We start from the raw sequence: 14,943 nt of genomic DNA, 5'->3' as shown, positions 1-14,943 counted from the left end.
TTGACAACCTTCGGATTCTTGAAACCAAGAACTTTCATTATACGTTCTGCGTACAACCCGTCCTCAATACTGGAGCGGTATGCAAGGAACCCGCAAGGAACGACAATAACCCCCCGTCGCTAGCCCCATCCACAGCATGCATTCGATGTACGTGGGATCTGGCAGCGGCCGAATCCAATAAAAAACGGAAATTACGACCATGACGAAGATCCATACCGCCGCAACCAGCTTCGCGAACCACTTCCCAATCTCCCAGCGACCTTTGTTGATGCTGAGACCTCGCCTCAAACTGCTAGCGGTGGCCCGACTGTCTCTAGCACTTCCCGCGGCCAATTCACTGGCACGGCCGTCTTGAAACTCAGCCAGTTGCAGGTGCCCCACAGCAGATTCAGCGGCACGAACACCGGGAAGAGCACATGGAACAGCAAGGTGTAGATCGGGAAGTTGCGCCACCACTTGAAATAGTCGGGGCCAAAACATCCTACTGCGGCCATGCTTTGCCACCAGCCTTGTGGCGGTGCGGTGCGGCCTAGGGTTTCACCTTCTGGCAGCGGCGGGCCGTCTTCTTCCATATAACGGCGGATGTGCTCCCACACCATCGGGACGGTGCGTTCGGTCATCGTCACCGCCTGACCCACGTTGAAGCTGCTGATGATGTTGGCATCGTCGACGCTTTTGCGGACCACCATCACCAACGCGTGATAACGCGTCACGCCGCTGCCTGTGCTGCCCACGATGGCATGGTGCTCGGCATCGATCAGGTCCCACTCGTAGCTGGTAGCCACGAAGGGCCAGGGCTTGAAGATGCCTCGCCAGCCTGGCTGGACCTCCTGCATCACACGGTACACCTTGCGACGCTGGCGGTCGAAGATGATGGGTTCGTCGTTGGGTCTAAAGAGCTCCGCTCGGGCGGTCCACACGAAAAATGCCAAACCGCTGAGAAGGAAAAAAACTCCCATTGGAAAGGCCATTAGATAGTCGATCCAGTTTGGGTTCCAAGGGTACTGCCCAGGCATACCTGCGAGGGTCCATGCTGCAAACACTCCACCCGCTGCGCCGATAACACCCCAAAGCAAAATGCCACCGCGCGTGCTGCGATCGATGCCGGTGTACTCAAGCGCTTGTCCATAAACGGACTTGACCCAGTTCAGCGTGGTAACGTCTTCGGTGGCCCGCTCGGTCTTGGGAAAGCGCCGGACCAGTCCTGACAGTTGTCCGCCAGGCCTTGCCTCATCGGTACTTTCACCGGCGGTGCTCAGCGTTTGTCCAGGCTGAGGTCGGTAGGCGGGCTTGACGTGTTCGCCGTGTTGCTGGAGTTTCATGCTGCACATTGTTGCGCAGCCTCAGCCTGGGCTTCCTTCGGCTTGGCCGCCATGCCCAGAGCTTCGAGCAACCCGTTGTGCTCGGCTGTCCAATCAGGCTGGGGATACTTCTCTCGTCCCTTACCGAAGTAGGTCTTGCTCGCCCATTTTTCAAGCGCAGACGGCTCGATCACAGCAGCTCCCACCTGGCACAGAAGACCGATCCCGAGCAGCACGACGCCCACCGTGGCAACCGTGCCTGCGAAAGTCACTGCCCCTGCGGCCGCCGCAGCTTCGGCCACTACACCCGTGCCAACGCGCACAGCTACGCGTTCGGCTACGGCCTGCATACCCGCGGCGCCGATTTGACGCGCGATGATAAATTCCGCGGCCACGCCAGCAGCTAAAGCGCTTGACGTGCCTAAAGTACCAAAGAACGCTCCAGCAGCGCCGAGATAGAGCATCTGTTTCACGTAGTTGCCCTCAGCCCTCGCCTCCCCTGCTTTAACTGCGGACACATACGCGTTCAGCGCCCCACCGAACACTCCCACCACCTGTATCCCAAACCGCAACGCATTGATCGGGATGTTGCGAGGCAGGGCCACACCCTTTCCCGCCGCCTGACGCGACAAACTCATTGCCTCGCCGCCGATACGAGCGGTGTCCATCAGCCCGCCGATCAGTCCGGCCATGCTGTCGTACAGGCCCAAGCGAGCCATGTTCAGGGTGTCCTCCGCCTTGGCCCGGTCGGCGCCTGCAGCCGCTTTGACCACGGCCTTTTGTGCGGTCTCCACCGCAGCAAGGCCATGCATCAAGCCGATGACCTGCACGATCACGCCTGCGAGCGCCAGTCGCGCATCTATGGACAGCATTGACCCGCCCGCCGCCCCAATGGTCTGGCGAAAGCTACCCGGCAACGCTCGAGTCCTTGCGGATTGTTCCGCATAGAGCCGGTCGAACAGCGCGCCTTTCTCGGCGTAGGCCTTCTTCAGGGCGTCGCCCGACGCGAGCACCGTGCCGTTTTTCAAGTGACCGATCCGCTGTGTCGCGTCGACGCCGGTCGACAGTTGTCCCTGCGGCGCGTTCTTGAACAAGGTGTCCAGATCGCCGCCAGCCGCCCTGATTTCCTCGGTGTCCGTCAGCAAGGCGAGCACCGTGCCGCCCCCCACGCCCACCCGGTTCGGGTGCCCCAGCAACTGGGCCGCCTTCTCCAGCGACACGTGCTGAAACAGCAACACGGGGATCTTGAGCGTGCTGCCCAGCGAGGCCTGCAGCGCATGGTTGAGGCCTCGGCTCCAGGCCGCCAGCTCCCACACACGGGTCGCCCAGGCCTTGCTCCCTGCCTTTACCACTGGCTTGACTGCGCCGAGCCCCGCCGTGGAAACGGCCGCGCTCACAGCAGCGCTGTAGCTGTTGACGCTGCCAAGTGCCAGACCGCACAGCGCATTGGTCAGCCAGGAGTAGCGGGTCTTGAAGTGCTCACCCGCGACGTCCGACAGCAGCCCCTTGATGAGGTCGACTGTCTTGTCCCGCATCCCGCCTTCTACTTCTGCGTTGGGGTCGCCCAGCAACTCCTTGTGCACAGTCGCCACGACTTCGCCCTGATTACCCATCAGGGCGCGCAAAGGAACGGCCTTGGGGTCGACGATCGGCTGGTCGTAGAGCGCCAAATACTCTTTGAGCGCCGCGCCGGTGGTCAACGGCTGCGGTTGATGAATCAGCCCGCTTTCCTCCGCGTAGCGCAAGCCGGGCGAATGCAATTGCTTGGGGTCGTTCGGATCGCTGTCGTCGAAGTGCAGCGCAAAATACATCTGGGTGCGGCCGTCCCGCGCTGCCGCCAGCCAGTCGAGTTCGAAGCGCTCGAGCGGCTGATAGTGCGCCGTCTTCATGTCCGCATCGAACTTCTTCATCCAGTCGGAGCGGCTCGTTTCGTTGAACTCGTCTCGGACCTGCTTCCAGGCGATCTTGCCGAAGGCGGCAGACTGCTCGGCTAGTTTTTCCTTCCGGCCTGGGTACCACAACCGGCCCAGGCTGGAGCTCGCCGGTGGGCATCCCGGCGTAGAGGCGATCGGCTCCCAGGTGGCCTGCTGTATGCGGGGCCCCCCCTGGCGCTTGAGACTTTCATAGGTGCCCTTGGTCACCAAAGGGGCCAGGTTGTTGACCGCCCGCACATCGCCGACAAGTTTCTCCAAGCCCAGCAAGGTGTTCGAGCTGTTGAGCGGGTGAGCGATCTCGGGCTTGAGCAGTTCCTGTTTCGCCAGATCCTGGCGTCGCATGCGCAGCGCATTCAATTCCGCCGCAACCCCCACCGGGTCGCGCAGCACCACCGCCAGCTCTTTGCCTTTGGTCTTCGGGTGGCACTCGGCCGCCCGCTGCAGGTTTTGCACCAGGCGATCCACTTCGGAAGCCACGCTGTTGAACGGGAAGTCATGCTCTTGAGGCCCGCCGAACCCGCCGCTGGTGAGCGCGCACTCGAGGACCGTGCCCTTGAGCTTATCCACCGTGGGCTTGAACGTGTTGGGCGAACAGCCGTCGAGCGAGACATACTGCATCGCGTTGGGGTTCGCCGCGTTTCTGGCCTTCAGGGCATCACTCCAGAGATTCCCGCTGTAGGCCATCCACAGGTCGCTCAGCAGGTGCGCGCGCGGCAGACTCAGCAACTTCATCCCCGTCGTGTTGTGCCCGGCGGTGGAGCACGTCGCGTCGGCCTTCCGCGGCACGAACAGGGAATGGCCCTCCGGCAACAAGTCGGCTTGATCGGTGACGCGATACACCAGCCAGTTCTTCACACCCGGAGGCGGACTGGCGATGTAGACGTACACATAGCCACGGCGCAACAGCCGCAGCGCAAAGCGGCTCTCGGAGGGACGTCTCTCGGGCAACAGGTTGGCCATAGCCGCCTCGTCGCTTTGCAGCCTGCCGGCGTCCGGGGGACTCAAGCGGGCGTCTTTGGCCAACGGGCTGGGGCGGAGCAAGAGCAGGGACAACGCACTCTTGTTGCAGGTTTCACACTTGGCAGATTTGCTCGTCATGGGCGGTGCAAGGTTAATCGTGCGCTGAATCGCGCGCTCGTCGACTCACTTCAGCATGCTGGTAGCGCAAAGGCTCGGCCGGCTCGTCCGGCGTGCCCTGGTCCCGCATCAGCTCATCGACGGACGGTGGGACGCCTTTGACGCTCCGCAGCGAGCGGTGCAGCAAACTCAGAGCGCCCCACACGATGAAGTCTTGGGGGCCCGTGAAACGATGGGGCCACCGCTGAGCAGCCTCGTTCGCACAGGCTAGAGCGGCCTGGGCTGGCCCAAAAAGCTCGGCTCCCGGCCGATGGGTGAGCGCCGCCGAATATCGCGGTGCCGCCTCTAGTCGCGAGGCCAGGCCGGCCTGTTGTTCGAGTGCCCCCAGGCTCATGTCCAGAATGCGGTGCAACGATGCGCCTTGCATCATCTGCAGCCATTCTTCACGGCTCAAACGAAGCCGGGGAGGAGTCTGATTCTCGGCGATAGCCCCGTGGCTGCGCAGCACGGTGATGTGTCCGTGTACGTCAAGTGACGCCCACGCTTGCAGAGCGCCGAAGCAGCACTCGATGCGAGCATCGCCCACCACACTGCGCAGCAGTGCTAGCACACGCCGATCGGTCAACCGCAGGTACTTGGCATCGGTGCGCGCTTCGGTGTTGACCTGCAGCAAGGGAAGCAGCACCTGGGCCAACTGTTCGCCATACAGGCTGCATTGCAGCCAGCCGCCAATTGGCTGTGCCGACATCCCGACGCCATCAAGCCCATCAGCCCGCGCGCGGACGCGATCTGCCTGGGCCCGTTCAAAGGTCTCAGCCAACAGCGGATCCGTCCGGCCTTGGAGTTCGACCAGATACGGATGGTGATGAACAGGCAAGGCCACCCGGCCTGGGAGTTCGATGCGGGTCAAGGGACGTTGCCAGAAGGCTTCCCGTTGCGCTTGTAGCCCGGCCAGCGTCCCCGGTTCCTCGAGCGCAAAAGGTTCGCTCACCAGGGGGTCGACCAATACGAAGACTTGCGCCATCGGATCCAGCACCGCTTGCAACTCTTGCAAGGAATGCGGGTGGATGGCCTGTTTTCCGCCGGCAGTTACCAACGTCGCGCCGTTCGCGTCGTTCGAACTCATGTCGGTCTGGCCGGCCACGCGGTCACCCGTTCTCGTCGACGGCTGGCCGCGCGCGGGATCGGTCAACGCCGAGCCAGCCGCTGGTGATGGGTTCGGAGCCAAGGGATACATGGCGCCCCGTCAAATCGCACTCGCACCGGCCGCGGCGGCATCGGCGAGGGCAGTCGGGCACTCCGCCAGCTTGCTCACGGGCGGGAGTTCAAGCTGACTGCTCGCACTAGCCGGCCCCGTCAACTCCTTCATACTCCCCTTGAACCGCGCCGCCCCCGGCGTCGTCAGCGTGATATCCCCGCCTTCGATCCGGATCGACGAGCCACCCGCTGTCAGCAGAATGTGCTTCGGCGCCCCCATCTGAATCGACGCCTGCGTGCTGCTGACCTCCACCGCCTTGTCCGCCGTCAGCTTGGTCGCCGCACTCTGGCTTTGCGTGCTCACGCTGCCGCTCGCCGCGTGCAACGCAATGCCAGTTTCCTGGTTGGGCTTGTTCGCGTTGGTGGCTTTGCCGTACGTGAACCAGCTGATCCCGCCCTTCACCGCCACCGCATGGTTGCGTTGCGCGTTGTGCGTGATGTCCTGCCCCGCCACCCAGCTGGCCGTGTTGCCGGCGCTGAAGATTGTGTTCGCGGGGCTGTACAGGCCGATGCCGGCCGGCGCGCTCACCACCAGTTCAGGACGGCCCCAGGCCTTCACCGTCCCGGCGCCACCGCCAATCGGCTGGTTGCCGCTGCCCGCGTCACCGCGCTGATCGGTCGTCTCCAAACTCTCCCGCAAGGCCTGCTGCGCCATCGGCACCGGCTGGTCCTTCGGCGCCGGCTCGTCCTTGAGTTGCACCTTGTGCTTCTGCGCAGTGTCGGCCAGCGACGTCGTCAGCTCGGCGCTTTGCTGCAGCTGTTGTTCAGCCTCACGCGTGTCCAGCTGCTGCGTGGCACCGGTGGAACCAGCCCCGCGCAGCTCGGCGCTGATCAGCAGGCCGCTGCCGGCGCGCAGGGCGCCGCTCGCTTCGGTGATCAGTTCGCTGCCGTGGCCGCGCGGGTCCAGCCGCTGGTTGTCGACCTGGTGCACGGCGTGGCCCAGGTTGAGCTGACTGCGGTGCTGCGTGCTCGCAAGTTGCAGCCGGCCCTGGCCCGGGCTGTCGTCGAACACCAGCTGGTTGTAGCCCCCTGCCCCGCTCTGGCTGGCCGCCAGTTCCTGGGTCTTGAAGCCCGCCATCACCGCGGGATGTTGGTGGCCCTGGTGCCGGCCAGCGGCCTGGCTGCCAGGGAACCACGCCGGCGCATTGCCGGTCGCGCCCGCGGCGCCGCCGCTCACCTGGTTGCCCTGTGCGTTGTCTTGCCCACGGCCGTTGTAGAGGCTGCCGATGACCACCGGCCGGTCGATGTCCCCGTCCAGAAAACTCACCAGCACTTCCTGGCCCAGCCGCGGCGTGAACACCGTGCCCCAGTTCGCGCCCGCCAACGGCGTCGCGACGCGCACCCAGGTGCCGCTGGCGTCCGACGCCGGCGCGTTGTCGTCGCCGCCCTCGGCCTGCAGCCGGTGGCTGCCGTTGGCGCCGCGCTGCCAGTGGAACTGCACCTTGATGCGGTGGTCGCGGTCGGTGTGCACGGGTGCCCCCAGGCCCACGACGATTGCCGTCTGCGTGCCGTGCACCAGCGGGCGCCGGTGCTGCACCACGCTGCGCAGCCCGGCCTGGTCGTCGTAGACGAGGTCGAGCGCCGGCGCGCGCACCGGCACGTCGGCACGCAGCGCGATCACCTCGGCGCTGTACAAGGGTTCGTCGCTGTCGTTGCCGCCGGCAGGCGTGCTCTCGCTGCCCGGCAAGGCGCCGAGGACTTGTTCGAGTTGCGCCTTGTGGTCGGCCGCGACGTTGTTGCGCGCGCGGTGCACCACGCGCAGCAGCACAAAACGGTCTTGGTCGCCGCCGTCGTGGTGCGGGTGATCGCGCAGCGTGAAGGTGCTGCCGGGGCTGAAGGTGCGCACCGTGCCGCTGCCCCGGTACAACCGGGCGCGCGCGTCCAGCGCTTCCTGCTGGCGCTGCGCAAGGCGCTGGCCCTGGGCCGTGTCTTCATAGGCATAAACGCCCGGCACATCGGTGCACTCGGCGGCAATGCCACCCACTGCCTCCACCGCCGCCGCGCTCACCGGCCGCAGCTGCGTGCTACGGTAGTCCCAGCTCGCCAGCGACACGGTTTGCGTCTGCACGCGGCGCTCGCTGCTCCAGCTGCGCAGGCTGTCTTCCTTCAGCGTGGCCCCGGGCTGGGTGTAACGCACGTGCGGCTGAGGGTTGGGCTTGAAGGCATGGTGGTGGTCGGCGATCACCAGCGTGTGCTGGCCCAGCGTCTGCGAGCGGGCGTCGCCCTGGTGCTCGAACCAGCAGTACAGCCCTTCTTCGCGCAGCAAACGTTCGACGAACGCGAGGTCGCTTTCCTGATACTGGATGCAGAGCGAACGCTGCGGATACACCGCCCGGTCGGCCAGCTCCCAGCGCCAGGCCGGGGCCAATGCGGCGTGCCCTTGCTGGTAGCCGGCGAACACCTGTTCGACGATCTCCATCACCGTCTTGCCCTGGAAGCTGCGGCTGTCGTGGCGGTGGGCCAAAAACGCCAGCCAGGGCTGCACTTCGAGCCGGTAACGCGCCAGGCCGCCGTCGGAGCCCAACAGCGAAAACGCCGTCACATGGCCGTGGAAGGGGCGCAGGTCGTGGCGGCTGGCCTGGGTCAGCAGCTCCAGCAGCACGGGCTGCCCGAGCAGCTGTTTCAGCTCGAGGTGGGTGTCGGCGCTGAGGGCGGTCAGTTCGAGCCGGTAACCCACATCGGGCCCGCTCGGCCCGATGCCTTCGGTGATGCACACGCGTTCGGCGAGCAGCACGTTGGGGCCGAGCCGCGTGTGCAGCTTGAGCAAGCGGTCGTGCTGGGTGTAGCCGGCCAGCACCGCCTGTGCGGCGGCCAGCATCGAAGACAGATCGGTCATGCCAGGGCCCTGTTGTTGTGATGGTTCATGCAGCCTCCCTACAGCGTGCGTCGCCGCCCGCAGGCGATGTCAGTCGGTCACGTCACCCGGTACTTGAACTGGCCGTCCTTGCCGGCCGTGACCTTGATCTTGGCCAGCGCCGAGCCTTCGGCCATGCGCGCCAGCACCGTCTCGGCCACCTCGGGCAGCAAGGTGCCGTTGAGGATGTGGTCGACGTTGCGGGCGCCGGTGTCCACCTCGGTGCAGCGCGCCAGCACCGCCTCGACCAGCGCATCGTCGTACTCGAAACGCGCCTTGTGGTTGACCGCCACACGCTGCGCGATGCGGTCGAGCTTGAGGCGGATGATGCGCTCGAGCATGTCGTCCGACAGCGGGTAGTACGGCACCACCTTCATGCGGCCCAAAAAGGCCGGCTTGAAGGCCTTGTAGAGCTGCGGGCGCAGCATCTCGGCCAGCGCGTCGGCGTCGGGGATCTCCTCGGCCGGCTTGTTCAAGCAGGCCTGCATGATCGAGGACGAGCCGACGTTGGACGTCAGGATGATGATGCTGTTGCGGAAGTCGATCTCGCGGCCTTCGGCATCGTCCATCACGCCCTTGTCGAACACCTGGAAGAACAGCTCCAGCACATCGGGGTGGGCTTTTTCGATTTCGTCGAGCAGCACCACGCTGTAGGGCTTGCGCCGCACCGCCTCGGTCAGCACGCCGCCTTCGCCGTACCCCACGTAGCCGGGGGGCGAGCCCTTGAGCGCCGACACGGTGTGGGCCTCCTGGTACTCGCTCATGTTGATCGTGATGATGTTGCGCTCGCCGCCGTAGAGGATGTCGGCCAGCGCCAGCGCCGTCTCGGTCTTGCCCACGCCGCTCGGGCCGACGAACAAAAACACGCCCTTGGGCTTGTTCGGGTCCTCGAGCTGCGCGCGTGCGGTGCGCACCCGCTGCGCCACCGCCTGCAAGGCGTGCGACTGGCCGATCACGCGCTCTTCCAGCGCGGGCTGCAAACGCAGCACGGTCTTGATCTCGTCCTTCACCATCTTGCCGAGCGGAATGCCGGTCCAGGCCGCGACGATCTCGGCCACCACGTGGGCGTCCACCTGCATCGGCACCAGCGGGGTTTCGCCTTGCAGCGCGGCCAGCTGGTCGAGCTTGGCTTGCAGGGCCGGCGGTACGGTCGAAGCGGGCGCGGCAGCCTTCTTCTTGGGCTTGGGCTCGGCCTTGGCCTCGGCGGCGTTGGCTTCAGCGCTCGCGCCTGCTGCGACGTCGGCCGCTGCGGGCTGCGGCTTGGCTTGCTCCAGTTCGGCGCGCAGCTGCTGGATCTCTAGCACCAGCGCTTTTTCTTGCTCCCAGCGCGCTTCGTCGGCAGTCAGCTGGGCCTGCACGGCTTCGCGTTTCACGCGCAGCTCTTCGAGGCGTTGCGGATGCACCTGGCCCAGCGCGGCTTCGCGTTCGAGCGCGCTGGTCTCGAGCGCCAGCTGCTCAAGCTGGCGGCGCGCGTCTTCGATGGCAGCCGGCGTCGAGTTCTGGCCGAGCGCCACCTTGGCGCAGGCCGTGTCGAGCACGCTGATGGCCTTGTCCGGCAGCTGGCGGCCGCTGATGTAGCGATGCGACAAACGCACCGCCTCGGTGATCGCCTCTTCGAAGATGCGCACGTTGAAGTGGCGCTCCATCAGCGGGCCCATCGCGCGCAGCATTGCCGCGGCGACCGGCTCGGTCGGCTCGTCGACCTTGACGACCTGGAAGCGCCGCGCGAGCGCCGCATCTTTCTCGAAGTACTTCTTGTACTCGCCCCAGGTGGTGGCGGCAATGGTGCGGAGCTCACCGCGCGCCAGGGCCGGCTTGAGCAGGTTGGCCGCGTCGTTCTGGCCCGCCTGGCCGCCCGCGCCGATCATCGTGTGGGCTTCGTCGATGAACAGGATGATGGGGTGCGGGCTGCGCTTGACCTCGTCGATGACGTTCTTCAAGCGGCTTTCGAACTCACCCTTGACCGACGCGCCGGCCTGCAACAGGCCCATGTCGAGCACGTGCAGCGCCACGCCCTTGAGCGGCGGCGGCACGTCGTCTTGCGCAATGCGCAGCGCCAGGCCTTCGACCACCGCGGTCTTGCCCACCCCCGGCTCGCCGGTGATGATGGGGTTGTTCTGGCGCCGCCGCATCAGGATGTCGATCATCTGGCGGATCTCGGCGTCGCGGCCGATCACCGGGTCGACCTTGCCGTCGCGGGCGCGCTGGGTCAGGTTGGTGGTGAACTGGTCGAGCGCAGGGGTCTTGCCGGCGCCGCCGGACGTGGCAACGGGCGACTCGCCCGGCTCGCCGCCGGCGTCGGCGGCCGGCGCCACGCTGGTGACCTCGGCCGCTTCTTCGGAGCCCTGCGTCAGCTCGGCCAAACGGTGCTTCAGGTCCTCGGGCAGGAACTTCGAGAACAGCTTGGAGCCGCGCAAGGCGATCTGGCTCAGGCTGGGCTCGGTCAACAGGCCCAGCAGCAAGTGGCCGCTGCGCACCCGGGCGGTGTGCGAGTCGAGCGACGCGATCAGCCAGCCGTGCTCGAACAGCACCGGCAGATGGGCCGAGAACACCGGCGTGCGGGTGTTGCCGGTCTTGAACTGCGCCAGCTCGCGCTCGAGGTCGCTCTGCAGCTGCGTGGACGACACTTCGAAACGACGGCACAGCAGCGCGAAGTCGGAGCGCGGATCTTCGAGCAGGGCCAGAAACAAATGCTCCAGGTCCACCTCGTAGTGCCCCCGCGACATGCAGAGATTGGCCGCCCGCTCGGCAGCACGCCGCGTCGTGGGGTTGAGCTTGGAGATCAGTGTCTTGAGATGCGTGGACATGAGATCGAAGAAAGCTTGATCGGAGGAGGTCGGCAGCGTGGGCAGTGCCTCAGGCCGACGCGTGGATTTCGTAGGCGACGTCGTCGCGGTGGCGGCCGGAGGGCCGGGTCTGCAAGAAGGAGTCCCAGCCGAGCCGGCCTTGCGCAGGGGCTGATGCCGCGTCGGCGCCCGCGCGCGGGCTGCTCAGCGTCACGCCCTGCACGTCTTCCTTGCGCAACTGCAGCCGCACTTCGTATTCGAGGCAGACGCCGGTCATCAGGGTCAACAGCTTTTCGAGTGCCTTGGCACCGCCCTGGCCGGGCAGAAAGCGTTGGAAGCGGGCGCGCTCGAGCGGGCCGAGCACGACCCGCAAACGCAAATCGCGCTGCCAGACGCGTTCGCCCATCACCGCGCTCTGCCCCAGCACGCCGTTCAGCGTGCCGAGCTGCGTGGTGCCGGCGGGCGGCAGCGTGTACCAGCGGCCGACGAACTGGTCGATCTGGGCCGGCACCTTGAAATACGACGACAGCACCTGCTGCATCTGCCCTGCGGAGATGGGGCGGTGCTGCAGCGTGCTGGCGAAGAAGGCGAGCGACTCGTCGTGCACACCGTCGTCGTCCATCCGCTCGCGCAGCGCCGACTGGCCCAGGCCGGCAATGGACAGCACCGCGGGCAGGAAGCGGTTGCGCCGGTCGGCTTCGTATTGCACACCGAGCCGGTGTTTCTTCCAGGCCTGGTAGAACAACGAGACCGCGCGGTGCTGAAACACGTCGAGGAAGGCGCGCGCCGCCTTGTCTTTCTGGAACAGCTCACGCCGGGCCAGCGTCTCGGTGTAATAGAGCGGCAGGCTGCCGTTGCTGCCGAGCAAGCCCATGAAGGCGGGCGTGATTTCGATGCGTTCGATACGGCCTGGGCGGGGGGCCTTATGCCCTTGCGTGCCGCCACCCTCCCCTGCCGCCGTGGCGGCTTGGGCGTCGCCAATCGCTGCCGCGTGGCGACTGTGGCCACCGTTGTCGACGGCCAGATCATCAGCGGTCGCTCCCGTGCCGCCCGAGCCGGTGTTGCTACCGGCGGTTGGGCTGCTCAGGCGACCGGTGTCGGTGTACGACACGTCCGCCTCACGGCGCTGCACGTCCAGGCGTTCGATCTCGCTGGCCGGGAACGACAGCGAGATCGAGTTGCGGAACACGATCTGCAGCGGCGCGCCGGAAGCCTGGGGCTGCGGATAGGTCTTCGCAGACCAGCGCTCCAGCAGCCGGACGGCCTGGAAGAACTGAAAGCGGTGGGGATCGGCCAGCAGCCGATCGATCACACCAACAGCAGGTCGCCGTTGCGGGGCGGGCATTTGAAAATCTCTTCCTGCGTGCGGACCGACACCAGCGTCAGCTGGGTGAAGCTGTTGGCATGCACGTACAAACCGAAGAAATGGTCGAGCACGGTGGCAAACAAGCGCAGCCCGGTGCCGACGAAGCTGTCTTCGTCGACCGTCAGACGCACTTCCGTGCCGCGCACGAAGGTCGCGAATGGGTTGCCTTGCAGCCACGCGGTGGCCGAGCGGTAATCGACCGCCACCACACCGTCGATCTGGCGCTGGTTCACGGCACTGCGCGGCAGGTCGTACAGGCGCAGCATCTCTTTGAGCGCGTCGACACCGCCGGCGCTCAACGACAGATGGTTCAGCGACAGATGCGAGATCAGACGCCACAGCGCACCACGGCCCCGCTCGAAGCGATGCGGCGCGGTGGGCTTGCGCAGCAGCCGGATCTCGCGCGCCACGCTGCCGCCTTCGAGGAACAGGTCGCCGCCGGGGTTGCCGACCGACAGCAGGGTCGGCAGGTCGCGGTTGGTGGCCATCACCTCGATGGACAAGGTGTCGGTCTGCGGCGAGGCGGGGTCGAAATCAACGTCGACGATGGACAGTTCCAGCTCGTAGCCGGGGCTGTGTTCGGCCACCACCGCATCACGGTGGGTGTACCAGTAGCGCCCGCCGATGCTGCCGTTGCCATCGTCCCGGGCCAGCTCGTCGTGCCGCAGCGAATAGAAGGGCCGGAACTCCTCGACCGTCTCGCCCTGCGGCGTCTGCTGCACCCGAAACACCTTCTTCACCGCCGACACCTCATAGGCGTAGGCGCGGCGGCTGTCGGTCAGCAAGGGGTAGCTGGCGCTGGTGTGGGTGACGCGGATCGGGTCGGCGTTCTGCCCGAACAGATTGACCACCGGCGTGCAGCCGAGCTGGAAGTTCTGCGCGCCGATGGTTTCCAGCAGCCGCGCCTCGTCGGAATCGGCCCGCACGCCGGACAGCATCAGGTGCAGCGTCAGCGAACGGGCATTGCCCACCGCCCCGAGGGCCTTCGGCAGCGGGATGTCGACGAAATTGAACTTCTCGGGAAAGGCGAAGAACTCGGTCAGCAGGCGATAGGCCTGGTGCGAACGGGCATCGAAGTCGATCAACGCCTCGTCGTCGCCAAAACCGGCCAGCGTGATCGGCTGACGGTACGGCCCGCTCCAGGGGCCGTAAGGCGTGCTTTGCACCATCATGCCGGCCACTCGCGCGCACAAGGTTTCGCGCAGCACGCTGACCTGCGAGGCTTCGCCGTCGAGATAAATGCGCAAGCTCTTGCCGATCAGGGCATCGAAGCTGAACTGCGGCGACAACAGCTCGAGCTGCAGCGACAGCACCGAAGTCGCCTTGGGCGGCAGCCGCGTGCCTTCGGGCGCGGCCACCGCCATGCGGAAGCTGGCGCTCGACAGCCGCAGCGGCAGCAGGTCGACGTCGTAGGCGGTGCGGAACTTGCACGCGACGCCGCGCACCGGCCGCGTGGTCAGCAGCGAGTGGCGCTCAACGCGCGCACCGTTGCTCATCTGGCCGGCGCTGGTGCCGAGGTTGAACTGCGCGATCGAGCAGGACGGGAACGGCCGCAGGTAGTGCGGATAAAGCACCTCGAGCAGCGTCTCGGTGAACAGCGGGAAGTCGTCGTCGAGGCGCTTGTGCACGCGAGCCGCGAGCAGCGCGAACGACTCGATCAAACGCTCGACGTGCGGGTCTTCGGAGACGTCGCCGGCCATCATCAGCCGGCCGGCGATCTTGGGATAGCGTTGCGCGAAGTCTTTGGCGTGGCTTCTCAGAAACGCCAGTTCGCGCTCGTAGTGGGGCAGCAGTTCTTCCATCTCGTGCCCCTCACGCCGTGGTGGCGCTGCTGCGGCGTGCGCGGCGCACCGAATACTGCTGGGTGGTCGGCGTCAGCAAGGCGTCGAAGCTCACCGGCTCACGCGCCAGGTCGACCACCAGCAAGGCCTGGATCGAGAAATGCAGCTTGTGCAGCGACGCCTCCTGGAGCTCGAGCGACACGCGGGCATCGCGCAAACGCGGCTCGTGCGCCCGGATCGCTGTCTCGATCGACTCGCAGATCAGCTCACGGTCGCGCGGGCTGGCCAGGCTCAGGCCGGCGAAGTCGATCATGCCGAACGACAGGATGGACGACTTGGCGTGCGCATAGTCCTGCAACACGTCGGCCCCGAGGCCACAACGCGTGTTCAGCAAGGCCTCCACGTCGCGGGCCACGCTGTCTTTCATCTGCTCGATCGACATCTGCACGACGGCGTACTCGGACGCGACGTCGGGCTCGTCGTCCAGCAGTTTTTCGATCAGGCTCGGGTTGTAGCGAGACATGGCGCGGGTGGCGGCGTGGCGGAAGGGATCGGAACCAACAGACAAGGAGGACAACATCGACGCG

The 14,943-nt window shown here is 66.0% G+C and carries 8 protein-coding genes; all 8 read right to left on the bottom strand.

Annotated elements, in window-relative coordinates; translation table 11 throughout:
* Nucleotides 1-284: 284 nt before the first annotated feature.
* The gene (locus AAW51_RS09390; RefSeq protein WP_157359698.1) at nucleotides 285-1,322 is read right to left on the bottom strand and encodes a DUF6708 domain-containing protein; all 1,038 of its coding nucleotides are present in this window, start codon (nucleotides 1,320-1,322) and stop codon (nucleotides 285-287) included.
* Nucleotides 1,319-4,333, bottom strand: coding sequence for a T6SS effector BTH_I2691 family protein (locus tag AAW51_RS09385; RefSeq protein WP_047194405.1), 3,015 nt, complete (start codon nucleotides 4,331-4,333; stop codon nucleotides 1,319-1,321). The genes AAW51_RS09390 and AAW51_RS09385 overlap by 4 nt, the downstream gene beginning before the upstream one ends.
* 13 nt (nucleotides 4,334-4,346) lie before the next feature.
* Nucleotides 4,347-5,504 carry a hypothetical protein gene (locus AAW51_RS09380; protein ID WP_157359694.1) on the bottom strand — a complete coding sequence of 386 codons (1,158 nt, stop codon included), beginning with the start codon at nucleotides 5,502-5,504 and terminating at the stop codon, nucleotides 4,347-4,349.
* A 54-nt stretch (nucleotides 5,505-5,558) separates the two neighbouring features.
* Nucleotides 5,559-8,405, bottom strand: coding sequence for a type VI secretion system Vgr family protein (locus AAW51_RS09375; protein WP_047194403.1), 2,847 nt, complete (start codon nucleotides 8,403-8,405; stop codon nucleotides 5,559-5,561).
* Nucleotides 8,406-8,482: 77 nt separating this feature from the next.
* Entirely contained in the window at nucleotides 8,483-11,230 is a 2,748-nt protein-coding gene (gene tssH, locus AAW51_RS09370; RefSeq protein WP_047194402.1) for a type VI secretion system ATPase TssH, read from the bottom strand.
* A gap of 49 nt (nucleotides 11,231-11,279) precedes the next feature.
* A complete protein-coding gene (tssG, locus tag AAW51_RS09365; RefSeq protein WP_047194401.1) occupies nucleotides 11,280-12,554 on the bottom strand; it encodes a type VI secretion system baseplate subunit TssG in 1,275 nt (424 codons plus the stop codon).
* Nucleotides 12,518-14,377 carry a type VI secretion system baseplate subunit TssF gene (gene tssF / locus AAW51_RS09360; RefSeq protein ID WP_047194400.1) on the bottom strand — a complete coding sequence of 620 codons (1,860 nt, stop codon included), beginning with the start codon at nucleotides 14,375-14,377 and terminating at the stop codon, nucleotides 12,518-12,520. Before tssF ends, tssG begins: the two co-directional genes overlap by 37 nt.
* A 10-nt stretch (nucleotides 14,378-14,387) precedes the next feature.
* The gene (gene tssE, locus AAW51_RS09355) at nucleotides 14,388-14,879 is read right to left on the bottom strand and encodes a type VI secretion system baseplate subunit TssE (protein ID WP_047194399.1); all 492 of its coding nucleotides are present in this window, start codon (nucleotides 14,877-14,879) and stop codon (nucleotides 14,388-14,390) included.
* Nucleotides 14,880-14,943: the final 64 nt, after the last annotated feature.

The sequence above is a fragment of the Caldimonas brevitalea genome (genome assembly GCF_001017435.1).
Lineage (GTDB): Bacteria > Pseudomonadota > Gammaproteobacteria > Burkholderiales > Burkholderiaceae_C > Caldimonas > Caldimonas brevitalea.
The sequence above is the reverse complement of the archived record's forward strand: the minus strand, read 5'-3'. Positions and strand labels throughout refer to the sequence as shown.